Below are 25,567 nucleotides of genomic sequence, written 5' to 3' on the forward strand. Positions count from 1 at the left end.
CGGAAGCGGTGCTGCCCTGAAGCGGCCAGAGCGCCCCTCGATGGGGCGCTCTGGCTTATGGGCAACCGACTCAGTCCGCGGTGATATTGGCCTGTTTGATGATGGCGCCGTATTTGGCCGTCTCGGCCTGTATGTACTGCGCGAAGTCCGCGCTGTTCCTGTAGGAGCTTTCAAAGCCGAGGTTCTCTAGCTGCTCCTTCATGCTGGCGGACGTCGTGATCTTCTGCGTGGCGGCGTCCAGCTTCTTGAGAATCGGCTCCGGCAGCTTGGCGGGGGCCCACAAGCCATACCAGGAATAGAACTCGAAATCCTTCAGCCCGGCTTCCCGCATCGTCGGAATATCCGGAAGCAAAGGGCTGCGCTTATCGCCGGTTACCGCCAACGCGCGTATCTTGCCCGACTTGACCATGGGCAGCGAAGAGAGCATCGGATCGGCGAGCGCGTGAACCTGCCCGCCGATCAAATCGGTCAAGGCAGGGCCGCCGCCCTTGTACAGGACGATCGGGACCTGCAGATCGGAAAGGCCCGCTTCATATGCGAACTGCGCGATGGCGAGGTGCCCCGCCGAACCAAAACCCGTGGTCGCAAAATTGTATTTGTCGGGGGCTGCCTTCACCACGCCGACGAATTCCTGCACGGTCTTCGCGGGAACATCGTTATTCACACTGAATATCAACGCGCCCTGGGCGAGACCGCTGACGGGAGTGAAATCCTTCACCGCATCGAAGGTCATCTTCTTCCCATAAAGCAAGGGGTTGATATTGTGGATCGACGCGTTCAGGTACAGCGTATAGCCATCCGGCGCCGCGCGCGCGACCACGCCTGCGCCCACCATCCCGGACGCGCCCGCCCTGTTGTCGATAATGACCGATTGCTTCAGCTCCTCGCCAAGCTTCACCGCAAATATGCGGGCCAGGCCATCGACGGAACCGCCGGGGGGATGAGGCACCACGATGGTGATCGGACGGCTGGGATAGGAGTCGTCCGACTTCGTTTGCGCCTGCGCCGAACCCAGCAAAGCCAAGCCACCGACAACGGCCGCAATGCCTTTGATGCAAAAGCGGCGAGAACGAAAAGGGGTATTACGCATGACGAACGGTCTCACTGGAAGTAGTTATGCAACGAATACCGCCCCCCTCCTCGGACCCGCAATCCATGAGAGAGGGTCGTGGAAAGAGGAATGATCGTAAGCGAATCAGTAGGTGCCCGGATAGGCGGCGCCGTCTATTAAGATATTCTGGCCGCATATATAGCCGGATTGGGCGGCGCAGATGTATGCGCAAAGCGCGCCCAACTCCTCGGGCTCGCCGTAGCGGCCAGCCGGATTATTGGACCCGCGCTCCGCCCATAGCTGGTCAAACGTCTTGCCGCCCGGCTCCAGCATCCCTTCTATGTGATGCCGCTGCGCATCGGTAGCGAAAACGCCCGGCAACAGGTTGTTGATGGTGACGTTATGCCGCACCGTCTGGCGGGCCAGGCCCGCAACGAAGCCGACCAGGCACGAGCGCGCGCCATTGGACAGGCCGAGCTCAAGCTGCGGGGTTTTCACGCTGCGTGAAACGATATTCACGATGCGGCCGAAGCGGCGTTCCATCATGCCGTCCACGATCCTGCGGATCATATCGATCGGCCCAAGGGCCATGGCGTCCAGGGCCGAATGCCAGTCGGCCTGGGTCCACTGGCGAAAGTCGCCGGGCGGCGCCCCGTCCGCGTTGTTGACGAGGATATCGGGCGCGGGGCAAGCCGAAAGAGCCGCCTCCCGCCCTTCATCCGTGGTGATATTGGCAACCACATATCGGACCCGGGTTCCCGTGGCCTCCGTGATCTCGTCAGCCGCCTTGGCCAACGTGCTTTCCGTGCGCGCCGCAATGGTCACGTTGACGCCTTCGCTCGCCAACTGATGGGCGCAGGCGCGGCCCATTCCCTTGCTGCCGCCGAAAACCAGCGCATGGCGGCCTCGAATTCCCAAATCCATAGCGTTTCCTATTCCAAAAGCGCAGCCCAAGCCATGACATGAGGCCGGAAAGAGTTCCGTCAGTGGGAAGCCGCAAGGCGAACCTTCTTCCGACGCAATTCCTTTCCGGCCCCATCCTGCCTCGGATCAGGCGGCCTTCAGTTGCAGCGAGGTCCAGCCGTACTTCTTGTCGAGGCCCAGCGCCTTGACCGCGCGCAGCCCCTTGAGCAAGGGCTCGCCTTCCAGCGCGCGCAGCGGCTTGCGCAGTTCGCCTGCCGGCAGGCCCACGGCCTTCATCAGCGACTTGATGGCCACGGGGTTGATGGCCGAGTACGAGTAGTGCAGCAATTGCAGATTGCGCAGATAGGATTCGCGGAAGCTGGTGCTGACCTCGGGCGACGTCCAGGGCTGGGAAATCTCCGCCAACTCTGCCGGAGCGATGTTGCCGGTCATGTTGGCCGTGCCGTGGCCGCCCAGGCTCATCGTCGGCACGACCAGGCCCAGATTGGGCGAATCGCAGCACATCACGGAGACGTCGGGCGCGCCATACAGGACTTGCGCCACCTGGCCCACGCGCGTGGTGGATTCCTTGTGGACCACATAGTTCGGGTGTTTGAAAATACGCAGCAACTGGTCCCAGTGCAGATCGCTCTTGACGCGAGGCGGATTGTTATAGATACCCAGCGGCAGGTCGGTTGCGTCGGCGACTTCCAGGAAATAGCTTTCGATGTCCGATTCGGACGCGCAGATATACGCGGGCGCGGCCAGAATGGCGCCATCCGCGCCGTTGGCCCGCGCAAAGCGCAGGTAATCCATGGTGGCCTCGGTGTTGTTGCCGGTGCAGCCATAGAAAAGCTTCATCTTGCCGGTCTTCATCTTCGCGGTTTCCACGATGATGTCCTGGCGCTCCTTCTGCGACAGCATGGACACCTCGCCCGTGGACCCCATGATGAGGACCGCGCTGGTGCCGTTGTCTTCCTGGAACTTCAGCAATTCGCGGAAAGCTTCGTAATCGGGGCTGCCGTCCTTGTTGAAGGGCGTAATCAGAGCCACGAAGGACCCGGTGATCTTCATCTTGCTCATGTGTACTCCAGTAATGGAAAAGTCAAAAATGGCAGAGGCTCAAGCCGAACGAACGACTTCTTTCCGAGCATCCTGCCGCGCCTCTTTGCAGGCAACCATCGCAGCCAAGCCCTGCTTCAGGTCGGCGATCAGGTCCTCCGGATCCTCCAGCCCCACGTGCACGCGTACCGCCTTGCCCTTGTAGGGCCACCGGTCGCCGTGGTGCTTCCCCGGACTGAACGGTATGGCCAGGCTTTCATAGCCGCCCCAGGACACGCCGATCCCAAAATGATGCAACGTATCGACGAAAGCTGCCACTGATTCGTCATCGCTTGCGCGCAGGACCACGGTGAACAGGCCGCTCGCGCCCCTGAAATCACGTTTCCAGATGGCATGGCCCGGATGCGACGGCAGCGCCGGATGCACCACTGCCTCGACCTCGGCTTGCTGCTCCAGCCACTGCGCCACGCGGATTCCCGACGCCATATGTTTCTGCAGCCGCACGCCCATGGTGCGCAGTCCGCGCAATGCCAGGAAGATATCGTCGGGGCTGGCCGTCTGCCCCATTTCTTGCGTCGTCTCCTTGACCTTGGGCCAGGTGGCTTCGTTGCAGGTCACAACGCCGAGCATGGCATCCGAATGGCCCACGATGTACTTGGTGGCGGCGTGGATCGACACGTCGACGCCATGCTCGAAAGCCTTGAAGAACAATGGCGTGGCCCAGGTGTTGTCCATGACGACGAAAGCGCCGTGCGCGTGCGCGGCCGCCGCAATGGCGGGAATATCCTGGATTTCCAGCGTTTCGGAGCCTGGCGATTCGACGAACACGACGCGGGTATTGGGCTGCATGAGCGATTCGATGCTCTTGCCGCAGGCGGGGTCGTATACCTGTACTTCGACCCCGTAGCGGCTGAGCACGCGATCGAGGAAGGAACGGGTCGGGGAATAGGCGCTGTATGAGACCAGGATATGGTCGCCGGCCTTGAGCAATGCGGTGAGCGCCGTGGCGATGGCCGCCAGGCCCGAGGGAAAGACCAGCGAGCGGTGGCCGCCTTCCAGGGTGGCCATGGCCTCCTCGAACGCATGGGCGGTGGCGGTTCCATAGCGGCCATAGGTGGTGGCGCCCGGCTCTTGCGCGGCGCGGGCGCGCTTCATGCCTTCCCATTCCGCCATGCTGCCCGCGAGAATCGTCGATGCCCTGCAGATCGGGGTATTCACCAGGCCACCAAAACGCTCCGGATGCCGGCCTGCGCTGACGAGTTGAGTGTTTTCCCTCATGGACTTCAATCTCCGTGGATACTCGGCCAGCACTTCCGCAGGAAGTCGAAGGCCACTGATGACGTGATCAAGTTTATGAGGTCGGCCGGTGAAAACTCTTCGATTTTTTACCGCTTCCGGCGGAAAAAAGAGAAAAATAATCACCGTCGAATTCCGACAATTCTTGCGACGGCGGGCCGGACGTAGCAAGATCAGGTTCAACTCGGATCTGGATCCGCCCCCTATTTTCAGTATATTGCGGTCAGTGTATGTATCGCGACAGCCGATTTTCAAACCTGATGGGATCAATCAATGTCCAATACTTCCGTCCATCCTCCGCAACGTAGCGAGGCCCAGCGCATAGGCGTGCCCCGGGAAACCTTCCCCTTGGAAAAGCGCGTCGCCACGGTGCCCGACGTCGTCGAGAAACTGATCAAGCTCGGGTTCAAGGTCGCCGTCGAATCCGGCGCCGGCGAAGCCGCGAATTTCAGCGATGACGCCTATCGCGCCGCCGGAGCCGAGATCATCGATGGCGCCGCGGCCCTCTGGGCCGCCTCGGACATTGTCTTCAAGGTCCGGCCGCCCAGCCCCGAGGAGGTCGGCCTGATGCGCGAAGGCGGCATTCTCGTCGACTTCATCTGGCCGGCCCAGCACCCCGAGCTGATGCAGCAGCTGGCCGCCCGGAATGCCACGGTACTGGCCATAGACTGCCTGCCGCGCACGCTTTCGCGCGCGCAGAAGATGGATGCGCTGACCTCCACCGCGGGCGTCAGCGGCTATCGCGCCGTCATCGAGGCGGCCAACGCCTTCGGCCGCTACTTCAACGGCCAGATCACGGCGGCGGGCAAAGTGCCCCCGGCCAAGGTCTTCATCGCCGGCGCGGGCGTAGCGGGCCTGGCGGCCATCGGCACGGCCGCCAACCTGGGCGCCATCGTGCGCGCCAACGACACCCGGGCCGAGGTGGCCGACCAGGTCAAGTCGCTGGGCGGCGAATTCGTCAAGGTCGACTACGAGGAGGACGGCGCGGGCGGCGGCGGATACGCCAAGGTCATGAGCGAGGGCTTCCAGGCCGCGCAGCGCCAGATGTATGCGCAACAGGCCAAGGACGCGGACATCATCATCACCACCGCCCTGATCCCCGGCAAGCCGGCGCCCAAGCTCATCACGGCCGAGATGGTGCAGAGCATGAAGCCCGGCAGCGTGATCGTGGATATGGCCGCCGAACAGGGCGGCAATTGCGAGCTCACCGTGCCAGGCGAGGCCGTGGTGCGCCACGGCGTGACCATCATCGGCTACACCGACCTGGCCTCGCGCCTGGCCAAGCAATCATCCACGTTGTACGCCACCAACCTGCTGCGCCTGGCCGAGGAGTTGTGCAAAGCCAAGGACGGACTGGCGATCGTCAACATGGAAGACGATGCGATCCGGGGCCTGACGGTGATCAAGGACGGCGCCATCACCTGGCCCGCACCGCCACTGAAACAAGCGCCTCCGCCCGCGCCCAAGGCGGCCGCCGCCCCGGTGGCCGAGAAGAAGAGCGGCCACGGCCATGGCGCCCGCGCGCCCATGTCGGCCAAGGCGCTGGCCGTGGTCTTCCTCGTGGCGGCCGGGCTGTTCGCCTGCGTAGGCGCCTACGCGCCCGCGGCCTTCCTGGGCCACTTCACAGTATTCGTGCTGGCCTGCTTCATCGGCTACATGGTGGTGTGGAACGTCACGCCCGCGTTGCATACGCCGCTCATGAGCGTGACCAACGCCATCTCCAGCATCATCGCGATCGGCGCACTGGTGCAGATCGCGCCGCCCGAAGCCGGCACAGGAGGCCGGCCGGACGGACTGATCCTGTGGCTCGCTTTCGCCGCTCTGGTGCTCACGGCCATCAACATGTTCGGCGGCTTTGCCGTCACACGCCGCATGCTCGCCATGTTCCGCAAGTAATAACGACCAGAGCACAAGGAAAACGAACATGTCCCAATCGCTCGCTACCGTCGCCTACCTGGGCGCGGCCATTCTCTTCATCCTCAGCCTGGGGGGGCTGTCCAACCCGGAAACCTCGCGCCGCGGCAACCTCTTCGGCATGATCGGCATGGCGCTGGCCGTGCTGGCCACGGTGCTTGGCCCGCGCGTCGGCCCCTCCGGCATTGCCTGGATCGTCGGCGCGCTGGTCGTCGGCGGCGGCATCGGTCTCTACGCTGCCAAAACCGTGAAGATGACCCAGATGCCCGAGCTGGTCGCGCTCATGCACAGCCTGGTGGGCCTGGCCGCCTGCCTGGTCGGCTACGCCAGCTATGTCGATACCTCGGTGCAGTTCCAGGGCGTGGAGAAAGCCATCCACGAAATCGAGATCTATGTCGGCATCCTGATCGGCGCCATCACGTTCAGCGGCTCGCTGATCGCCTTCGGCAAGCTCAATGGCAGGATCGGCGGCAAGCCGGTGCTGCTGCCGGGCCGCCATTGGCTCAACCTGGCGGCGCTGCTGGTGGTGGTCTGGTTCGGCAAACAGTTCCTGAACGCCGCCGAGCCCGGCGCGGGGATGACGGCGCTTGTCGTCATGACGGTGATCGCGCTGCTGTTCGGCGTGCACATGGTCATGGCTATCGGCGGAGCCGACATGCCGGTAGTGGTTTCCATGCTCAATAGCTACTCCGGCTGGGCGGCCGCCGCCACGGGCTTCATGCTGAGCAATGACCTGCTGATCGTCACCGGCGCGCTGGTGGGCTCTTCGGGCGCCATCCTCTCCTACATCATGTGCCAGGCGATGAACCGCAACTTCATCAGCGTGATCGCCGGCGGCTTCGGTTCCGGCGCGCCGAAGAAAGCCGCCTCGGGCGACAAGGCCTCGGAGCCGCAGGGCGAGGTCGTTCCGGTCAGCGCCACCGAAACGACCGAAATGCTGCGCGAAGCCAAGAGCGTGATCATCGTGCCCGGCTACGGCATGGCCGTGGCCCAGGCGCAGCACACGGTGTACGAGATCACCAAGGCCCTGCGCGAAAAAGGCGTGAACGTGCGCTTCGCCATCCATCCGGTGGCGGGTCGCATGCCGGGCCACATGAACGTGCTGCTGGCCGAGGCCAAGGTACCCTACGACATCGTGATGGAGATGGACGAAATCAACGAGGAGTTCCCGGACGCCGACGTGGCCATCGTGATCGGCGCCAACGACATCGTCAACCCCAGCGCGGCGGAAGACCCGACGAGCCCCATCGCCGGCATGCCGGTGCTTGAAGTATGGAAAGCCAGGCACTCCATCGTGATGAAGCGGTCGATGGCATCCGGCTATGCGGGCGTGGACAATCCGCTGTTCTACAAGGAGAACAACCGCATGCTGTTCGGAGATGCGAAGAAGATGCTGGACGAGGTGCTGTCCGCGCTCAGGGCCTGACCGGCTCCGCCCGTGGCGGGCGCCATCGCGGCCATGGCGCCCGGCACGGACGAAATCCGTCAGCCTCGCGCAGCGGACCGGGACCGGGTTCGTCCCGGCTTGCTTGTGTCGAGAAAACTCCAGCGGCCCGCGCGCTCTTCGATGATTGTGGGAAATATCTCCAGGCAAAGCTTGTGAAGCGCGCGCACGAAGGGATTCGATTTCAGGAACATGGCTTCGCCGAAGTAGATGGGGATCCGCGGCGCATTGGGAAGCACGATACAGCTCAGGCGCCTGTCCGACTCGTCGATGCACCAGGTGGGCAGCAAGGCGAAACCCAGGCCCTCGTCGACGCAGCGCTTGACGCTCATGCTGGTCGAGGTAGACACCGCCACCCTTGGCTGCTCGTTGCCGACCGACAAATAGTCCAGCGCGATGTTGCGCAGCATCTGGCCGGGTTCATACGTCACCAGCGGCCGTTCGAGCGCCCATTCCGGAACCGCCGTCTCGTCGGACGGCGCGGGCCAACTCGACGGGAACGCCAGCGCCGGCTGATAGTGGCAGATCACGCGCTGCGGAATCACCGTGTCGCCAAAATAGCGTTCGCTCAAACACACATCGAGCGTGCCATTGCGGATCAGCTCCGGCAGCGAGACGTCCTTTTCGTAGCCCACGATCTCGACGTTGGGATACATCCGCCGGAATTGCGTCAGCACCGGCGGCAGCAGGTAGAAAAAAATCGCGTGTGGCATTCCGATACGGACGACCGGCCGCTCCTTGTCGATCAAGCTGCCCAGGCGCGTCAGCATGACGTCGAACTCCGGCGCCAGCAGCCGGTAAAGGCTGGTGCCGCGTGGAGTGAGTTTGATCGACTTGGAGCCCCGCCCGGCCACCACCAGCTTCTCGCCGACGCGCTGTTCGAGGCGCCGGATGTGGTTGGCCACCGACTGGTAGGTGATGTTCAGCCTGCGCGCCGCGGCGGAATAGGTACCCTCCTGCGCGACGAGGAAGAAAGTCTGTGTGAGAGTGAGGTCCACCTCTTTCATCGCGCCTCCAGCTTCCCGGCTCAAATATAAAATTTCTTGTAGGTTTGGATCGATGAATTGTATCGCTCCAATCCGAGGCCATCTATAACATCGACTGCAGGTTTGGCCTCCTGACCGCGCGGCAGCTACATGCTTGCCGCGCAAAAAGGAGGGTAAGTAGAGTGAGCCACCGACAGCCGTCGCTGACACTCTGACAAAAATATGCAGTCGCCTTGTGCGCGGCTCGGGCCAAGCGCGGGGGTCAACGCTATGGACAAGAAAGATCGATGCATCCTCGCGCTGCTTCAGGCAGACGCGCGCCTCTCGAACAATGAAATCGCGGAACGGGTCCACCTTTCGCCCACCGCCTGCTGGAAGCGGGTCCAACAATTGCAGGCGTCCGGGCTTATTCGCCGTCAAGTTTGCCTGCTGGACAACAACAAGGCGGGGCTGGGCCTGACGGTGTTCGTCTCGATAAAAACGAACCGCCATGACCTCAATTGGCTTGAAAAATTCTCGCTCGGCGTCAAGGACATGCCGGAAGTCATGGAGTTCTACCGGATGACCGGCGAAACCGACTACCTTCTCAAGGTGGTGGTGCCCGATATCGCGGGATTCGATCTCGTCTACAAGAAGCTCATCCAGGTGGCCGAATTGTTTGACGTCAGTTCGAGTTTTGCGATGGAAGAACTGAAATACACCACGGCGTTGCCGCTTGATTATCTTTGACTCGGAAGCGCGGCAAGCAGCGAAAATACGGCGCGCCACGTTGGTGAGCAAAAGACATACCGGGCTTGCTCGCCGGACCGGCCGTTCGGCATTCACGCGCGTTCCGTCTTAAAATGGCGGCTTTTGCCGAAAGAACCGTCATGGCCATAGCCATGAAGGGCTTTCATCCTTTACAAATAAGTGTGGTGAAGATGAACAAGCCTTTCATTTCGCTGTGCCCAGAAATTACGCGGGCGCATGCGCTGACTCTGATGGATTGGTTGGAAGACGAGCGCGTCACCTGCTATCTGAGCGATTCGCGCCATGTCTCCCGCTTCATCGAGCAAGCCATCGATCGGACCCAGCTGCCGATCTTGACCCATCTGTTCAACCAGGGCGGCCGATTCTTCATGGCCTATGACCGGAATGACGCGCCGGTGGGCTTCGTCCGCCTCATCAAGACCGGCCCGGACTGCGAGATAGTCCTGGTCATCGGCGACTGCGACAACTGGGGTCGGAACCTTGGCGCCAGCACGATCCGCGAAGGCATGAAGCTGGCCTTCCTCGACATGCGGTCCGAAAAGCTCATCGCCAGGATCCACCCTGACAACGCGCGCTCTCTGAAAGCCTTTCTGCGCATCGGCTTTCTGCCTGAAGGCGAAACGCCAACACTGAAGTCGCTTTCCATGACTGCGGGGCGCTATCTCAGGCTCTTGCGCGAAGGCGCCGTCGGCGACTCCACCGATATCTACATCACCGAAATCGACAAGGCCAGGCTCCAGGGCCTGATCGAGCTGGAGCAAGGCCCGGCTATTGTCGAACTCGAGCACGAACTCGAGCGAGCCATTGTCGTCAAGCCGCAGCAGGTGGCGCGCAATGTCGTCACGATGAACTCCAGGGCCTTGCTGCAGCTGGACGACGAAGAAATGGAAGTGGCCCTGGTCTACCCTGAAGACGCTGACAGCCGCGCCGGGAAGTTTTCCGTGTGTTCCGACGTCGGCGCAGCCATCCTGGGCTATCAGGAAGGCGACGCCATCGACTGGCGGATTTCGGACCGCACCCGCCGGATCGGGATCAGGAAAGTGCTTTACCAGCCGGAAGCCGCAGGTGATTTCCACCTGTAGTTCGAGGCTCACCGATCAGGCGCGCTGGCCTTCGTAAGGTATGACGGGGCCGCGCTTTCCATCACCATCGCGGCCAACAACAAGCATGTAGGGAACCTTCATGCTGCCGCTGACGCTGTATTGGCTGCTCCACTGGTCAGCCTGGACACCGGAGGCGACGCCTATCCCCTGATGGCCGTGCCGCAAGAGTACGGCCAGCACTTCCAGGACCTGCTGGACGCTGCAGCGATCCGCCCTGGAATGTAGCGGTAAACCAGGAATACAAAACCGGAAAACGCCTCCTCAAATACGGTAGGCCGGACGCCCCTGCGAGTTTCGTTTTGCATGAGCCTCCATATTCCACATGCCTGGATGTATCTCGGGCGAATCCTTGATTCTTGAAATTAATGGGTTGAATTGTTTCTTTGCACCGAAATAATTAGATGGAATTTTGGATTTAAAGCAGAGTTATCTCTCGCTGCTCATACATGAGTTTAAGAATATTCCTAGATTATTTTCCCGCCCATCTAAATAGAATTTGGCCACGCTTTCAACAAGCGTGCCGGCAGCCTGGTTTTGCATGCATAGGTATGCCGGTGTTCTCCGTGCACGTTCTCGCACGTGCGTCCGTCACTTTTTCTATGAAATCATCATCATGAAAAAAATTCTTCTCGGCATGGCTATTCTGTCCGCATTTGGCGCGGCAAGCGTGCATGCCGCTCCCACCGAGGGCGCCAAAGGCTACATCGAGTTCAAGGGCAGCATCAACGCCGATACGTGCGTCATGACAAGCTCGAGCGGCAACACTACCAACAAGACCCTGTCGGTAGACATGGGCGAGGTTTCCGCCAGCTCGCTGGGCACCGAAGCCAATCCTGGCTCCTCGGGCACGCTGATCGGCGCCGTCGCCAAGGGCCTGGACCTGGAAATCCAATGCGCCACCGGCACCAAGGTCACGATGACGCTGACCCCCAGCGCCAAGTCCGGCAAGGGTATCGCCGTGACTGGCGGCGCCCAGAACGTGCAGGTCATGCTGGTTCGCAACGACACGCCGCTGGACTTCGCCACCGGCTCCGTGGACGTCCTGGCTGACGGTCCGATTGCTGGCAAGTACAGCGTGCCCCTGAAGGCGTACTACACCCTGGTCAACACCAAGACCGTGGCAGACGTCGTCGCGGGTACCGCCAACGCTACGGTGGCCTACACCCTGAAGTACGAGTAAATCACGATCCGCCGCTGTATGACGACATGGCGGCATACAGCGGCAAGAAAGGAGCGCAATGAAATTCTTTCCCCTATTCCAACGCGTAATGGCCGGCAGCCTCGTTGCCGGTGGCGCTTTGCTGGCCGTTCCTGCCGAGGCCTCGATTTCCTTGAGTTCTACCCGACTGGTGGTTCAGGAGAGCAAGCAGGAAGCCTCCATTTCGGTGCGCAACGGCGGCAGTCCCACTCTCATCCAGGCCTGGCTGGATTCCGATGCCTCCAACGCCACCGATGACCTGCCGTTCGCTGTGACGCCACCGCTGGCCAAGGTTGCGCCCAATGGCCAACAGCTGATGCGCGTGCTGTACGCCGGTGGCGATAGCCGCTTGCCCGCCGACCGGGAATCGGTGGTGTGGTTGAACGTGCAGGAAATTCCCCAGTCCACAAATCAGGAAAACCAATTGCAAATCGCGGTACGCCAACGCATCAAGGTTTTCTTCCGCCCGGCCTCCATGACCGGCGCTGTCGCTGACGCGCCTGGCGCCTTGCGATGGGAGCTGGTTCAGGAATCTGGGCGCGCCGCGCTGCAGGTTACGAATCCCAGCATGTATCACGTGTCGTTCAGCTATCTCGGGATTGCCGGAGGAAAGGAACTGCCCGCTCCGGGAATGATCAAGCCCGGCGAAACGCGAATGCTCCCGGCCGATGGCGTCGGGCATGGTTCCAAGCTGGCTTACAAGATCATCAACGATTTTGGCGGTATCGAGGACTACCGGGTCGAATTTTCCGGCGCCTCGGCGGGCGTACCCATCGTGGTGAACGCCGACTAGATCCTGCCGGGCGCCGCGCCATGCCTGCGTAATCCGTCCGTCACCTATCCACTACCTGTAAACGGAGCTTTCGCCGCATTGCGGCGAGGGAAGGCCTTTTTGCGCCTTTTTTTTGGCTCTGTTCCTGATTTCGGTCGTACCCTATGCCGAGCTATTGCCACTACCCGCCGAGCCGCTTTCACTTACGCCCCTTGCTGAGCGCGGTAGTGTGCGCGCTCCAGGCAATGGGCGGCGCGGCATGGGCCGCGCCCTCGCCGGCCGCGCAGCCCGAAGGCAAGCCATCCGTATCGCAGAACGAGCAGGGCCGGCCCGTGCAAGTGGCGGCTCTGGACACCCCCGTGACGGTGGGTTTCAACACGGCCTTCCTGTACGGAATGACATCCACCGCGGACCTGCGGTCGTTGCTGGCAGGCACCGGCGTGCCGCCCGGCATTCAGCGCGTCGACTTGTACATGAACCAGACGCTGGCCGGCCGCCTGGACGTCGAGTTCTCCCTCAATGAAAAGACCGGGGACGTCGAGCCGTGTTTTACCGCGCAGATGCTGGTGCAAGCCGGGGTGGATCTGGCCAAGCTGCCCAATCCCCCAGACAAAACCGAGACCTGCATTCGCCTGCCGGATGTGGCGCCGGATGCGAGCGTGGTGTATGACATGGCCAACTTGCGGCTCACCGCGAGCATGCCGCAGACGTACATGACGTCGCTGCATCGCGGCTATATCGATCCCTCTCTCTGGGATTCGGGCGCCAATGTGGGTTTTCTCAATTACAGCCTCAATGTGCGTCAGAATCACGCGCGCGGCCGCCATTCGGGGCGCGATCTCACCGCAAGCCTGCGCTCCGGTGTGAACATTGGCGCTTGGCGCTTGCGCAACGACTCTTTTCTCACGTCGGGCAGCGGGCGGCAGACTCGCTTCAAAAGTCAGAACACCTACCTGCAGCGAGGGTTCAGCTCCATCAAGAGCCAGATGGTGCTAGGAGAAACGTATACGTATTCTTCCTTGTTCGACAGCTTTCGCTTCCTGGGCATGCAATTGGCCTCTGACGACGCCATGCGTCCCGACGACGAACAAGGCTACGCGCCTGTGGTCCGAGGCAGCGCGGACAGCAACGCCACCATCGAAATCCGGCAGAACGGCTATTTGATCTATACCACGAGCGTCTCGCCGGGGCCGTTTGCCATTACCGATTTGCAGCCCTCAGGCGCGAATGGCGATCTTGAAATCACGATTATTGAAGCAAACGGCAGCCGTCGAACGTTGCGGCAAGCTTTTTCCAGCCCGCCGCTGATGGTGCGGCAAGGCCGCGTAAAGTATGACGTCGCGGCCGGACAGATCCGCCTGAATGACAGGCTGCGCGAAAGGCCGAACTTCCTCGGCGGCTCCATGATATATGGCGTGACGGCGGACACAAGCATAGCCGCCGGAGCGCAGGCGTCTTCGGGATACCAGTCCATTTCCTTGGGAGCCGGGCTCAATACTCGGCTGGGCGCCATTTCCGTGGATGGCATTCACTCTCGCAGCGATTCGGCCGGGGCGAAAACGAGCGGAGACCGCGTCAATCTGCGTTACGCCAAATTTGTCGAGGCTACGGGTTCCAACGTGTCGGTCAATGTCCAACGCGGCTTGCGCGAAGGATTCAGCACGCTCTCGGATCATGTGCAGCGAAGGCAGAACCGTGCCGGATCCCGATGGAACCTTGGATCGGGAACGCGCCAGCGCGTCGACGCGAGCCTGGCGCAACCGGTGGGGCGCGGCTATGTCTATCTGAATGGATCCTATGGAAAGAACTGGGACGACACCTCGTCCCGAAGCCTCTCGCTGGCCTATAACAATACGGTAGGGAAAGTCACCTACAACCTGTCATACAGCCAGTCTCGCAATGTCTATGCTTCCTGGCGCGGCGGCTCGACGGCGCGTCGCGATAATACCTTGATGCTCACGCTCAGCATTCCGCTTGGCAGCCAGGGAAACTCCTCGCATGCGTTCGCCACGATGAGCCGGCAAAGCCAGGGGACCAGCGCCCAGGCCGGCGTTTCCGGGCTGTTACCCATCGAGCGTGAAGTGACCTATACCGTTACCGGCAGCCGCGATGCCGACGGGCAGTACGATGGATCGATCGGCATGGGCACGGCAACGTCGTTCGGCCGCTTGAGCGCAAGCTATACCCAGGGCAGCCAATACCGTGCAAGCAATTTTTCCGCGTCCGGCTCCGTTGTGGCGCATGCGGGCGGGGTCAACCTCGGGCAGGGGCTGGGCGAAACGTTCCTGCTCGCCAAGGTCGAGCCGCCGGTCTCGGGCGTGGCGGTTTCCAGTTTTGCCGGCGTGGAAACGGGCCGGAATGGCTACGCGATCATTCCCAGCGCCACGCCCTTCCGGGGCAACTGGGTAAGCATCAATACTGAAGGCCTTGCCAAGAATATCGATATCCACAACGGCATGCAGCTGGCCGTGCCCACGCGCGGCGCGGCGGGTCTCGTAGAATTCAAGGCGGATACCGGGCGCCGGGTGCAGTTCGAGTTACGCACTGCCGAAGGCAAGCCTCTGCCATTCGGCGCAACGGTCGATGATTGGGATGGCCGGCGGCTTGGCATTACCGACCCGCGGGGGCGCGTCCTTACATTGCTGCCGGGTGACCGCGAACATGGTGAGATCGACGTCCGCTGGAGCGGCGCAACCTGCCGGGTCGCCTATGCGCTGCCGCCCAAAGTCGAGGGCGAGAACTACCAGCGGCTCACGCTGGAATGCGCCCAGCCCATTCCCCCCGTCTTGGATCAGGATGTGCCGGGCTCGCTTGCGATACGCAAGCCCGGCAGGGCAGCGCCCGAAGCATCGTAAAGGCTAGGCGGGGCGGGGCGGGAAATTTCCCGCCTTTTTTTATGTCCGGTCAATGTTCATGGGCACATGAAAATCGCGCCCGGCCTCTTGAGGAGGTGGGCGCAATCAGCGGGGCGATAAGCTACATGCCGCGATGCCCGAAGGCTGGCAATTGCGCCAGCCAGGGAGCGGGCGAGTATCAAGCGATCACTTATAGTTCATGGTGAAGATTGCATAGGCGTTCGCGCTGCCCGGCGTGGGCGCCTGATTCGCGGAGGTTCCAATGTATCGGGCCCGAAGCGGAATGTTTACCTCGACATTCCCGTATTCGCCAACCAGCCACTGGTTGGCTCCCCCCAATTCGGATTCATAGCGGACCAGGGTGTTGTCGCTGCGGAGTATTTCCAGGCCGACGTTCTTCGCGGTGGAATCCTTGCTTAAAGACAGCGTGCTGGTTCTGTTGCTGGAGTCGCTTGCATCGGTGAAGGTGATGTACATCCGGGTGGTGGTGTCTGGATCGCCTCCCGAGCAAGACAGCTTCAGCTCGAAGTCCTTCAGCGGACCCGTCCGGCCATCCTGCAAATCGCTCACGAGAACCTTGTCCATGTCCACCCGGACTACGGTGGTTTTCAATTCACACGTCGGCACCCTGGGCTTGATGACGATGGGCGCCGACAGCCGCAGGCTTCTGGCCAGATAACCGGTTTCAACGAACATGGTTCCGCCGATCATTCCGGATATTTCCCCGCCGGCGGTAATCTTGCCGGTTTTTACCAGTTCGACCGTGAAGTTGGCGGCAGGAATCATGTCCCAGCTGTTTCCCACTCCTACGTCGTATTGAGGCCACCATTCGCTGCTATTGATGCCGCCCCTGATCCGCATGCCGATGCCGGCTATGTTGGTCTTGAAGGTGTTGTAACGGTCTTGATGGATGGACGTGGCGACATAATAAGCAACCTGACCAATCCGACCCTTGCAATAGGCTGTGCCGCCGAGACCGATGGCATTGCCGGCGCTTCTATGGATGACGTGGCCGTCGGGAAGATTTGGATCGAATTCCTCCGTATTAAAGGTTGGGAACACGTATTCCAGCATCTTGACGATTTGCCCGTCGCTGCGTTTAACGTAGCAAAAATCCTGTTGCGCACTTGCCGTCGCGGATAGCGAGGACAATAATAATGAAAAACAAGCCGGCGCAATTATCGATCTTGTTTTTTTCAGTGCATGGATTGCGAAACGCATCGGCGGTCCAGTTTGGTTTTTACTGGAATATTTTATTTTGGACAGCAATGGCCTTAACTAGGAAGATTCTTAAAAATCGGACCTAGTCCGGCACCTCATGGAGGCGGCCAGGCTGACGGTCTGGGGCCCAGGAAAATCGTTCGTGGGAAACGGCGAACCTGGAACTTCGGCCAAGGACCCGTCTGCCTGAATCGCAAAGGCCAGGATATAGTCTCGTTTCCTGCCTTCTGAAGCCTCTTTCTGATTGGCGACGTAAACGAATCTGCCGTTTGCATCCGCCGCGATGAAATGCAGATAATTCTGTTCTTTCGAAGCGAACGGCGATCCAGCCAACTCGGTGAGGCGCCCATCATGCTCGATGGGGTAGCCCGCACTCCCCGGACAGCATCCATATGGGCCATCGCGGTGATGAAGAGCGTAGGAATGGGCCACTGGATAATCAAAAAGCCTCAACGACCCGTCGATTCAGTGACTTGGTGCTTTCCGTGGAAAGATGATCTGGAGCGGGTGATGGGAATCGAACCCACGCTTGAGGCTTGGGAAGCCGCCGTTCTACCATTGAACTACACCCGCTCGGGTGTCGTGCCCGTGGCGCAAAGCCAGAGCAGAGGCGGCGATTATAGCGCGGGAATTTCATTGCCGGGCGCGATGGCCGTACGGCTTTTCGGCCGCCATGCTAAATATGTCCCTAATTTAGTGCGTCTGGGCGACACCCGTCGCCCCAGCCTCCCACTACAATTCGGGCTATGAATACGAACACCCCCGAGAATCCCCCCGCGACGCCCGCGGCCGCGCCGGCCCCGGCTTCCGTGAAGCCCGCCGAAACGCCCGGCGGCGGCGAAGCGCCCGCCGCCGTTTCCCCCCAGACGCAGGCCGCCCTGGCCAGCGCCGCGCATGCGCCCAACAGCCCGGGCGCCACGCATATCCGCAGCTTCGTGCATCGCCGTGGCCATATCACGCAAGGTCAGCAGGCCGCGCTGGAACGCCTGATGGGCCAGTGGTCCATCCCCTACGCGCCTCGCTGGCTGGATCCGGCCGCGGCGTTCGGCCGCCAGGCCCCGACAGTGCTGGAGATCGGCTTCGGCATGGGCGAGACCACCGAGAAAATCGCGTTGGCCCGCCCTGGCGACAACTTCCTGGGCGTGGAGGTCTTCAACGCCGGCGTGGGCTCGCTGCTGCGCCGTATTGAAGATTCCAGCATCCAGAACCTGCGCATCATCCAGCACGACGCCGTAGAGGTGGTGCGCGACATGATCGCGCCCGACTCGCTGGCCGGCGTGCATGTCTATTTCCCCGATCCGTGGCCGAAGAAGCGGCATCACAAGCGCCGCCTGCTGCAGCCGGCATTCGTGTCGCTACTGGCCAGCCGCATTGCGCCCGGCGGCTACATCCATTGCGCGACGGACTGGGAAGATTACGCGGTCCAGATGCTTGAAGTGCTGAGCAACGAACCGCTGCTTGCGAATACCGAGGACGGCTATGCGCCGCGCCCCGACTACCGCCCCCTGACCAAATTCGAGACGCGCGGCCTGCGGCTGGGCCACGGCGTCTGGGACCTGATCTTCAAGCGAGTCGCCTAATGCTCTATCCGCCCATCGAACCCTACCGCCAAGGCACGCTGGATACCGGCGACGGCCACCAGATCTATTGGGAGCTCTGCGGAAATCCGCAGGGCAAGCCGGCCGTGTTCCTGCATGGCGGCCCGGGCAGCGGCTGCTCGCCCGTGCATCGCCAGCTGTTCGATCCGCAGCGCTATAACGTGCTGCTGTTCGATCAGCGCGGCTGCGGCCGCTCGCAGCCGCATGCCAGCCTCGAAAACAACACCACCTGGCATCTGGTGTCGGACATCGAGCGCCTGCGCACCGAGGTGATGGGCGCGGAGAAGTGGCTCGTGTTCGGCGGGTCGTGGGGCTCGACGCTGGCGCTGGCCTATGCGGAAACGCATGTGCCCCATGTCAGCGAGCTGGTGCTGCGCGGGATTTTCGGGCTGCGCCGCGCCGAGATCCAATGGTTCTACCAGGAAGGCGCCTCGTGGCTGTTCCCCGACCGCTGGGAAGAATACCTGGCGCCCATTCCGGAAAGCGAACGGGGCGACCTCGTGGCGGCGTACCACAAGCGTTTGACGGGCGATGATCCGGCCGAGCAATTGCGCGCCGCGAAGGCATGGAGCAAATGGGAGGACAGCACCATCACGCTGCTGCCCAGCCCCCGCCACCAGCAAAGCCACGCCGCCGACCGGGCCGCGCTAGCCTTTGCCCGCATCGAGAACCACTATTTCGTGAATGGCGGCTTCATGGAAGAAGGCCAGTTGATCCGCGACGCCCACAAGCTGCGCGGCATCCCCGGCACCATCGTCCAGGGCCGCTACGACGTCTGCACTCCCGCGCGCACGGCGTGGGACCTGCACCGAGCCTGGCCCGAAGCGGACTTCCACCTGGTCCCGGACGCGGGCCACGCATTTGATGAACCCGGCACGCTGGCGCGGCTGATCGGCGCGACCGACGCCTACGCGCGCTAACCGGCAAGGAGACCTGCATGCACATCACCCTGAACGGAGACGCCCGGGAGTTCCCCCTGGACACGACCGTGAATGAACTGCTCGAGACCCTGGGCTATGCCGGCAAGCGCGTGGCCGTGGAACGCAACGGCGAGATCGTGCCCAAGAGCCAGCACGCGCAGACCCCGCTGGCCGATGGCGACCAGATCGAGATCGTGGTGGCCGTGGGCGGGGGCTGAAGCCCGCGCATCACGCGCCTTGTCGCGCGCCGAAGCATTGCAAACGAGGGCCGCTGATATAGCGGCCCTCGTCGCATGTAGCCCGCTGCCGGATGCGGTTTAGGTCCACGCATGCGCATTCCCTGCAAAGTGGCCAGCATTCTTGCGTAGTCTGCCAACAGGCTAGCAACCTGTTACACGTTAACCCCTCGTCGCATGGGGAATCTGCGAGTCATAATCGTTCCTGCTGGTTTCGCACTATTGTCTTGCTGTTGTTCTAGCGTTGCACATCGCCCCACGGGGCAGAGGAGGCATCATGGACACCGCAGTCATCGTCAACCTGATCATCCAGCTTGTCGCCGGCGCCGCCGGGGGCAACGGTCTGGGGAAAATGCTTCAGCAGTTCAATCTGGGGCCATTGGGCAACACCATCGCGGGCGCCATCGGCGGCCTGGCGGGGGGTTCCTGGCTGGCCCCCATGATCACCGCGGGAGCCGGAGCGGTTGCAGCAGGCAATGCGGGGCTGGATCTTTCAGCGATAGCCGGTAGCGTGGTCGGCGGCGGCGTCGGTGGGGCCGTGCTTACCTTGATCGCCGGCATCGTGCGCAAGATGTTCGTGGGCCACAAGCCCTGATGGCACTTCGTTTTCTCACCGCAACATAGATAAAGGAAACACTATGGGTCTGCTCAATTTCATTAAGGACGTTGGGGAAAAGCTCTTCGGCGCCAGCGAGGCCAAGGCCGCGACGGCGGATGAATTGAAGAAAGAGCTGGACAAGCACGGCCTGAATGCCGACGGTCTGCAGATCTCGGTCGACGGCGACAAGGTCACGGTGGCGGGCGAGGCCCTCAGCACGGAAGCGGCCGAGAAAATCACGCTTGCCCTGGGCAATACCGTAGGCGTCGCCCAGGTGGACAACCAACTGAAAGTGAAGCAGGCCGCGCCCGAAGCCAAGATGTACACGGTGCAAAAGGGCGACAACCTGTGGAAGATCGCGGAAGCGCAGTACGGCAAGGGCCAGGGCGCGAAAAATACGCTGATCTTCGAAGCCAACAAGCCGATGCTGACCAGCCCCGACAAGATCTATCCGGGCCAGGTCCTGCGCATTCCGCCCTTGGCCTGACACCCAACGCGAACAAGCCGGAAGGCACCCATGCGCTTTCCGGCTTGCATCGCGGCAGCGCCCCCTGCTTGCCGCGATCACTTGGCCAGATGCAACGTCTGGCCATTTTTTTGGCGATGGCCCTGAAGTTTGCCGGTGTCAGACACGCGAGGTGTCAGACACACGGAATCATCGGAAGCGGCCCAGGCCCTTCATGCCGCCCATGGCGCGCATCATCTTGGCCATGCCGCCCTTCTTCATCTGCTTCATCATGCCCTGCATCTGATCGAACTGAGCCAGCAGGCGGTTGACCTCTTGCACGGGCACGCCGGAGCCGGCTGCGATGCGGCGCTTGCGCGACGCCTTGATGAGTTCGGGCTTGGCGCGTTCGGCCGCCGTCATGGAGTTCAGGATGCCTTCGGTGCGGCGCAGCTGCTTCTCAGCCTGGCCGCCCTGAAGCTGGCCGGCGGCCTGCTGGAACTGGGCAGGCAGCTTTTCCAGCAGGGAGCCCATGTCGCCCAGCTTCTTCACCTGGCCGAGCTGGTCGCGGAAATCGTTCAGGTCGAATTTGTTGCCCGACTTGATCTTCGCGGCCAGCTTCTGGGCTTCGGCGATGTCGATGTTCTTCTGCGCCTGCTCGACGAGCGAGACGATGTCGCCCATGCCCAGCACGCGTTGCGCCATGCGCTCGGGGTGGAAAGGCTCGAGGCCGTCCAGTTTTTCCGAAACGCCGACGAACTTCAGGGGCTTGCCGGTAACGTGGCGGACCGAGAGAGCGGCGCCGCCGCGGGCGTCGCCATCGAGCTTGGTCAGGACCACGCCGGTCAGCGGCAGGGCGTCCGCGAAGGCGCGCGCGGTGTTGACCGCGTCCTGGCCCTGCATGGCGTCCACGACGAACAGCGTTTCCACCGGCTTGACCAGGTCATGAAGCGCGCGGATCTCGCGCATCATGGCCTCGTCGATGCCCAGGCGGCCGGCCGTGTCCAGGATCAGCACGTCGTAATGATGACGGCGCGCGTGGTCCACGGCGTTGCGGGCGATGTCTTCGGGCTTCTGGCTGGGGTCGGACGGCAGGAAATCCACGCCGACCTGCGCCGCGACGCTCTTCAACTGGTCGATAGCGGCCGGACGGTACACGTCGGCGGACACCACCAGCACCTTCTTCTTGCCGGTCTTGCGGCCGTGCTGGGTGTGCTGGCCTTCGGTGAGCCAGCGCGCCAGCTTGCCGGTGGTGGTGGTCTTGCCCGCGCCCTGCAGGCCGGCCATGAGGATCACGGCGGGCGGCTGCACGGCCAGCGAGAGCTCGCCGGAATCGGCGCCCAGGTCGCCGCCCATGAGGGAGGTCAGTTCCTTGTGGACGACGCCCACCAGGGCCTGGCCGGGGCTGAGGCTGCCGGCGACTTCTTCGCCCAGCGCCTTTTCCTTCACCCTGGCGACGAATTCACGCACGACGGGCAGGGCCACGTCGGCTTCCAGCAGCGCCATGCGCACTTCGCGCAGCATCTCCTGGGTGTTGGCCTCGGTCAGGCGGGCTTCCCCGCGCAGCGTCTTGACGACGCGCGACAGGCGTTGAGTTAGGTTATCGAGCATGAGAGGCGTTTCCGCTTAAACTAGTCGATTGAACGGTGGCCGCAGGCGCGGATTGCGCGCTTTCGGGTGGCACGCACCCCAAGGCCCCATCCAGACAACGGTTTCTATGTCACTAGGCATTGTATTTCACACGGCGGCTGCCCTGGCGTACGCAGTGCTCGGGGGGTCGCTTTGGATCCGCCTGGCCGGCGCCGGCGGCGTGGAACAGACGGGCAGGATAGCCCGGATGTGCCTGCTGGGAGCCCTGGTCCTCCAAGGAATCGGGCTGCAACAATCGATGCTGGGCGCCCAGCATCTGTTCATAGGATGGGCGCTTGCCCTGTCCGCCGCCATCTGGCTGGGCATGGTGGTGTTCTGGCTGGAAAGCCTGGTGGTGCGCATAGACGGCCTGCAATTGCTGCTGCTGCCCGCCGCCACCCTCGCCAGCGGCCTGGCCGCCCTCTTCCCGCAGGGGCAATACGTGCCCCACGCCAACGACACCTGGCTGCGCGTGCACCTGATGATCGCGCTGGCGGCCTATGGCCTGATCACCATCGCCGCCCTGCATGCCATGCTGATGGCGCTGCTGGACCGCCACCTGCACCGCCCGCTGGACGCGCCGGCCGAACGCAGCATCGTGGGCCGCGTCCTGGATTCCCAGCCGCCGCTGCTGGTGCAGGAACAGCTGTTGTTCCGCATCATCTGGATCGGCTTCGTCGTGCTGACCCTGGCCGTGGCCACGGGATCGGTGGCGTCCATGAAGCTGACGGGCAAGGTCCTGCCTTTCGACCACAAGACCGTCTTCACGCTGCTGTCCTGGCTGACGTTCGGGGTGCTCCTGGCGGGCCGCCACGTCTGGGGCTGGCGCGGCCGCGTCGCCCTGCGCTGGACGCTGACGGGCTTTGGTTTCCTGATTCTGGCCTATACCGGCAGCCGGTTCGTGCTGGAAATGATTCTGCACCGAGGTTGACGTGGGCAAGTTGCTGTTCTGGATTTTTCTGGTCATCGTGGTGCTGTTCGCCGCCCGCATCGCCGGCCGCATGGCGGCAGCCAAGCAGGCCGGCGCCCAGGGCGGACGCGCCACCCGCGGCCGGGCGTCCCAGCCCCGGCAAGTGGAATCCATGGTGCGCTGCGCCCACTGCGGCATCCATCTACCGCGTTCCGAGGCGCTGCTGCAGGGCGGCCAGACCTGGTGCAACGCGGAACATGCGCGGCTGGGGCCAGGGAAGCATTGAGGAGGCACGGCTGGCGCCCGTGGAGGGTGTCTGACACGGCTGGTGCCCGTGGAGCGTGTCTGACACCCTTGGGGCGGCGGCGCGGCTTGTAGCGCCTCTCCTGGGGTGTCAGACACCTCGCGCTCTCCATGGCAGACACCTGATGCCTCTCGCTCTCCACGTCTGACATCTGACACTACTCTCCCGTGTCTGACACCCTGGCGAGACAGCCTTCGCACTGCGCGAGCGCCCAAAGGGTGTCTGACACCCCCTCGGCCACCGCAAATAGAACCCTGCCTTTTCCCACGGCATAATGCATGTTGGACTACACACATGCGTTCTTCCCATGGCCTTGCTACTGGATCGTCATGGCTGGCTGGCGCCGGCCCCGGGCGTTTCGCTCCTGCCCTCCCCCAACCGCGACGCGCGGCCCGCGGGCGCGCAGGTGTCGCTGCTCGTGCTGCACAACATCAGCCTGCCGCCCGGGCAGTTCGGCGGGCCTGAAGTCGCCGGGTTGTTCCTGAACACGCTGGACTATGGCTCGCACCCCTGGCTGGAACGCTTGCGCGGGCTGCGGGTGTCGGCGCATTTCTTCATCCGCCGCGACGGCCGCATCGTCCAGTTCGTGTCCACCGAGAAACGCGCGTGGCACGCGGGCGTGTCGCGCTACGCGGGCCGCGAACGCTGCAATGACTTTTCCATCGGCATCGAGCTCGAAGGCACCGACACCCTGCCCTACACCGACGGGCAGTACCTGGCGCTGCGCAAGCTGACGCCCGCGCTGCGCGCGCGCTATCCCCTGGCCGCGGCCTGGGGCCACGAGCACATCGCCCCGGGGCGCAAGACGGACCCCGGGCCCGCTTTCAACTGGACGCGCTTTTCGCGCGATTGCGGTTTTGCGCGGCGGCAGTTGCCGCCCGCCTGATACCAAAGGACTGGTTATGTTGAAGATCTGGGGACGCCTGACTTCCGTCAACGTTCAGAAAGTCATGCTGGCCGTGCGCGAGCTCGCGCTGCCGCACTCCTTCACGCAGGCCGGCGGGCCGTTCGGCGTGGTCGACACGCCCGAATTCGCCAAGCTGAATCCCAATCGCACCGTTCCCGTCATCGACGACGGCGGCTTCGTGCTGTGGGAATCCAACGCCATCGTGCGCTACCTGGCCTCGCGCTACGGCGTGGGCACGCTGTGGCCCGAAGACGCCTGCCTGCGCGCGGATGCCGATCGCTGGATGGACTGGCAGGCCACGGAATGGCAGAGCGTGATGGGCCCGGCCTTCCTGGGCTTGATCCGCACGCCGGAAGAAAAGCGCGACAAGGCCGCCATTGAGAATTCGGTGAAGCGCTCGAATGCGCGCGCCCTGATCCTGGACCAGGCCCTGCAAGGCCGCGAATTCATCGCCGGCCGCCACCTGACCATGGGCGACATCGCGCTGGTCTGCTCGGCGCACCGCTGGCTGGCGCTGCCGATCGAGCGTCCGGACACGCCCGCGCTGTCCGCCTGGTACCGCCGCGTCATGATGCGCCCCGCGCCGCAGGGCGTGCTGACGCTGCCGCTGGAGTAAAAGGCGCCCGGGCGCGCCGGCTCAGGCGCGCTCCACCTTCCATCCCAGTTCCGCGGATATCCCCGCTGCCGCGCCCTGCACGACGGCGACCATTTCGCGCATGCGCTCAAGCGACATGTACGGCACCGTGCTGGACACGCTGATCGCGGCCACGATGCCGCTGGATGCGTCGCGCACGGGCGCGGCCACGCAGCGGATCGACGGCTCGTTGTCTTCGAGGTCGAAGGCATATCCGTTGGCCGCATATTCGCGCATCCGTTCGCGGAAGGCTTCCCAGTTCTGGCTGCCGCCGGGCGCGCGCGACGATACCGGCGCGCCGATGCGATGCAGCGCCTTCCATTGCGGCTCTTCGGCATCCAGCAATAGCGCCTTGCCTACCCCGGTGGCGGCCAGCGGCATGCGGTGGCCCACGCGCGAACGCATTTCCAAGCCCTTCTTGCCGGGGATCTTCTCCAGGTACAGCACCTCGTCGTTGTCGCGCACGGCCAGGTGGATGGTGTCGCCCGTCAGCTCCGCCAGGTCGTCCAGGTAGGGGCGCGCCAGCGTCGCCATCGGAAAGGCCTCGCGCGCCTGGAATCCCAATTCGATCAGCTTCGGGCCCAGCACATAGCCCACGCCGGGCAAGGAACGCAGATAGCGCTCCTGCACCAGGCAGCTGGCCAGCCGGTGCGTGGTGCTGCGCGCCACCCCGATGCGGGCGCAGATCTCCTTCAGGTCGCGCGCGCCTTCCGATACGGCCTGCACCACGGCCAGGCCGCGCATCAGTGTCTGCGTTCCGGCGGGCGCGGCGGCGTCAGGGTCCAGGGTGGAGGAGCGATCGGGAGTAAGCGTGGCGGTCATGAAAGTCAG

At 62.9% G+C, this 25,567-nt stretch carries 25 protein-coding genes and 1 tRNA gene; 17 read left to right on the forward strand and 9 right to left on the reverse strand.

Annotated elements, in window-relative coordinates; genetic code table 11:
* Positions 1-70: 70 nt before the first annotated feature.
* From JL37_RS20870 to metC, 4 genes are all read right to left on the reverse strand, one after another.
* A complete protein-coding gene (locus JL37_RS20870) occupies positions 71-1,090 on the reverse strand; it encodes a tripartite tricarboxylate transporter substrate binding protein (protein WP_043546479.1) in 1,020 nt (339 codons plus the stop codon).
* 105 nt (positions 1,091-1,195) lie between these two features.
* Positions 1,196-1,975 carry an SDR family NAD(P)-dependent oxidoreductase gene (locus JL37_RS20875; protein ID WP_043546480.1) on the reverse strand — a complete coding sequence of 260 codons (780 nt, stop codon included), beginning with the start codon at positions 1,973-1,975 and terminating at the stop codon, positions 1,196-1,198.
* Between the two features lie 126 nt (positions 1,976-2,101).
* A complete protein-coding gene (locus tag JL37_RS20880; RefSeq protein ID WP_043546481.1) occupies positions 2,102-3,037 on the reverse strand; it encodes a 4-hydroxy-tetrahydrodipicolinate synthase in 936 nt (311 codons plus the stop codon).
* Positions 3,038-3,076: 39 nt separating this feature from the next.
* Complete coding sequence (gene metC, locus JL37_RS20885; protein WP_043546482.1) at positions 3,077-4,294, reverse strand: cystathionine beta-lyase; 1,218 nt, start codon at positions 4,292-4,294, stop codon at positions 3,077-3,079.
* Between the two features lie 291 nt (positions 4,295-4,585).
* On the opposite strand from metC, the gene JL37_RS20890 reads away from it, so the two are divergent.
* The gene (locus JL37_RS20890; protein ID WP_043546483.1) at positions 4,586-6,208 is read left to right on the forward strand and encodes a Re/Si-specific NAD(P)(+) transhydrogenase subunit alpha; all 1,623 of its coding nucleotides are present in this window, start codon (positions 4,586-4,588) and stop codon (positions 6,206-6,208) included.
* A 28-nt stretch (positions 6,209-6,236) separates the two neighbouring features.
* Positions 6,237-7,652: a Re/Si-specific NAD(P)(+) transhydrogenase subunit beta gene (pntB, locus tag JL37_RS20895; RefSeq protein WP_043546484.1), complete on the forward strand. Its 1,416-nt coding sequence runs from the start codon at positions 6,237-6,239 to the stop codon at positions 7,650-7,652.
* A 59-nt stretch (positions 7,653-7,711) separates the two neighbouring features.
* Here pntB and JL37_RS20900 read toward each other — a convergent pair whose 3' ends face one another.
* Positions 7,712-8,677, reverse strand: coding sequence for a LysR family transcriptional regulator (locus tag JL37_RS20900; protein WP_043546485.1), 966 nt, complete (start codon positions 8,675-8,677; stop codon positions 7,712-7,714).
* Positions 8,678-8,926: 249 nt separating this feature from the next.
* Between JL37_RS20900 and JL37_RS20905 the strand changes: the two genes are divergently transcribed.
* The 6 genes from JL37_RS20905 to JL37_RS20925 all read left to right on the forward strand — a co-directional run bounded on the left by JL37_RS20905 (position 8,927) and on the right by JL37_RS20925 (position 15,334).
* Positions 8,927-9,385 (forward strand): Lrp/AsnC family transcriptional regulator, encoded by a 459-nt coding sequence (locus tag JL37_RS20905; RefSeq protein ID WP_043546486.1) that lies wholly within the window; start codon positions 8,927-8,929, stop codon positions 9,383-9,385.
* A gap of 140 nt (positions 9,386-9,525) precedes the next feature.
* Positions 9,526-10,488, forward strand: a complete 963-nt coding sequence (locus JL37_RS20910) for a bifunctional GNAT family N-acetyltransferase/nucleoside diphosphate kinase regulator (protein ID WP_043546487.1) — start codon at positions 9,526-9,528, stop codon at positions 10,486-10,488.
* 120 nt (positions 10,489-10,608) lie between these two features.
* Complete coding sequence (locus JL37_RS30995; protein WP_255352924.1) at positions 10,609-10,734, forward strand: hypothetical protein; 126 nt, start codon at positions 10,609-10,611, stop codon at positions 10,732-10,734.
* A 388-nt stretch (positions 10,735-11,122) separates the two neighbouring features.
* Positions 11,123-11,689, forward strand: a complete 567-nt coding sequence (locus JL37_RS20915; protein ID WP_043546488.1) for a fimbrial protein — start codon at positions 11,123-11,125, stop codon at positions 11,687-11,689.
* 58 nt (positions 11,690-11,747) lie between these two features.
* Positions 11,748-12,500: a molecular chaperone gene (locus tag JL37_RS20920; RefSeq protein ID WP_043546489.1), complete on the forward strand. Its 753-nt coding sequence runs from the start codon at positions 11,748-11,750 to the stop codon at positions 12,498-12,500.
* A 206-nt stretch (positions 12,501-12,706) separates the two neighbouring features.
* On the forward strand, positions 12,707-15,334 hold the full coding sequence (locus JL37_RS20925; RefSeq protein WP_231570403.1) for a fimbria/pilus outer membrane usher protein: 2,628 nt from the start codon (positions 12,707-12,709) through the stop codon (positions 15,332-15,334).
* A 186-nt stretch (positions 15,335-15,520) separates the two neighbouring features.
* Here the strand turns inward: JL37_RS20925 and JL37_RS20930 are convergent, their stop codons facing one another.
* Both JL37_RS20930 and JL37_RS20935 read right to left on the reverse strand, forming a co-directional pair.
* Positions 15,521-16,555, reverse strand: coding sequence for a fimbrial protein (locus tag JL37_RS20930; protein WP_081955135.1), 1,035 nt, complete (start codon positions 16,553-16,555; stop codon positions 15,521-15,523).
* A 499-nt stretch (positions 16,556-17,054) separates the two neighbouring features.
* A tRNA-Gly gene (locus JL37_RS20935) sits at positions 17,055-17,128 on the reverse strand.
* 173 nt (positions 17,129-17,301) lie between these two features.
* On the opposite strand from JL37_RS20935, the gene trmB reads away from it, so the two are divergent.
* The 5 genes from trmB to lysM all read left to right on the forward strand — a co-directional run bounded on the left by trmB (position 17,302) and on the right by lysM (position 20,394).
* The gene (trmB, locus tag JL37_RS20940) at positions 17,302-18,135 is read left to right on the forward strand and encodes a tRNA (guanosine(46)-N7)-methyltransferase TrmB (RefSeq protein ID WP_043546491.1); all 834 of its coding nucleotides are present in this window, start codon (positions 17,302-17,304) and stop codon (positions 18,133-18,135) included.
* Positions 18,135-19,073 carry a prolyl aminopeptidase gene (pip, locus tag JL37_RS20945; protein ID WP_043546493.1) on the forward strand — a complete coding sequence of 313 codons (939 nt, stop codon included), beginning with the start codon at positions 18,135-18,137 and terminating at the stop codon, positions 19,071-19,073. The genes trmB and pip overlap by 1 nt, the downstream gene beginning before the upstream one ends.
* Positions 19,074-19,090: 17 nt before the next feature.
* Positions 19,091-19,291, forward strand: coding sequence for a sulfur carrier protein ThiS (gene thiS / locus JL37_RS20950; RefSeq protein ID WP_043546494.1), 201 nt, complete (start codon positions 19,091-19,093; stop codon positions 19,289-19,291).
* 295 nt (positions 19,292-19,586) lie between these two features.
* Positions 19,587-19,904 carry a hypothetical protein gene (locus JL37_RS20955; RefSeq protein WP_043546495.1) on the forward strand — a complete coding sequence of 106 codons (318 nt, stop codon included), beginning with the start codon at positions 19,587-19,589 and terminating at the stop codon, positions 19,902-19,904.
* A 43-nt stretch (positions 19,905-19,947) separates the two neighbouring features.
* On the forward strand, positions 19,948-20,394 hold the full coding sequence (gene lysM, locus JL37_RS20960) for a peptidoglycan-binding protein LysM (protein WP_043546496.1): 447 nt from the start codon (positions 19,948-19,950) through the stop codon (positions 20,392-20,394).
* 168 nt (positions 20,395-20,562) lie between these two features.
* Here the strand turns inward: lysM and ffh are convergent, their stop codons facing one another.
* Positions 20,563-21,963, reverse strand: coding sequence for a signal recognition particle protein (ffh, locus tag JL37_RS20965; RefSeq protein ID WP_043546497.1), 1,401 nt, complete (start codon positions 21,961-21,963; stop codon positions 20,563-20,565).
* 106 nt (positions 21,964-22,069) lie between these two features.
* On the opposite strand from ffh, the gene JL37_RS20970 reads away from it, so the two are divergent.
* The 4 genes from JL37_RS20970 (at position 22,070) to JL37_RS20985 (ending at position 24,718) form a co-directional block, all read left to right on the forward strand.
* Complete coding sequence (locus JL37_RS20970) at positions 22,070-22,912, forward strand: inner membrane protein YpjD (protein WP_043546498.1); 843 nt, start codon at positions 22,070-22,072, stop codon at positions 22,910-22,912.
* A 1-nt stretch (position 22,913) separates the two neighbouring features.
* Entirely contained in the window at positions 22,914-23,177 is a 264-nt protein-coding gene (locus JL37_RS20975) for a PP0621 family protein (RefSeq protein WP_043546500.1), read from the forward strand.
* A 325-nt stretch (positions 23,178-23,502) separates the two neighbouring features.
* Positions 23,503-24,081, forward strand: coding sequence for a 1,6-anhydro-N-acetylmuramyl-L-alanine amidase AmpD (ampD, locus tag JL37_RS20980; protein WP_081955136.1), 579 nt, complete (start codon positions 23,503-23,505; stop codon positions 24,079-24,081).
* 16 nt (positions 24,082-24,097) lie between these two features.
* Entirely contained in the window at positions 24,098-24,718 is a 621-nt protein-coding gene (locus tag JL37_RS20985) for a glutathione S-transferase family protein (RefSeq protein ID WP_043546505.1), read from the forward strand.
* Positions 24,719-24,739: 21 nt separating this feature from the next.
* Here the strand turns inward: JL37_RS20985 and JL37_RS20990 are convergent, their stop codons facing one another.
* Positions 24,740-25,558 (reverse strand): IclR family transcriptional regulator, encoded by an 819-nt coding sequence (locus JL37_RS20990; RefSeq protein ID WP_052097474.1) that lies wholly within the window; start codon positions 25,556-25,558, stop codon positions 24,740-24,742.
* Positions 25,559-25,567 lie beyond the last annotated feature (9 nt).

The sequence above is a fragment of the Achromobacter sp. RTa genome, assembly GCF_000757485.1.
Taxonomy (GTDB): domain Bacteria; phylum Pseudomonadota; class Gammaproteobacteria; order Burkholderiales; family Burkholderiaceae_B; genus Achromobacter.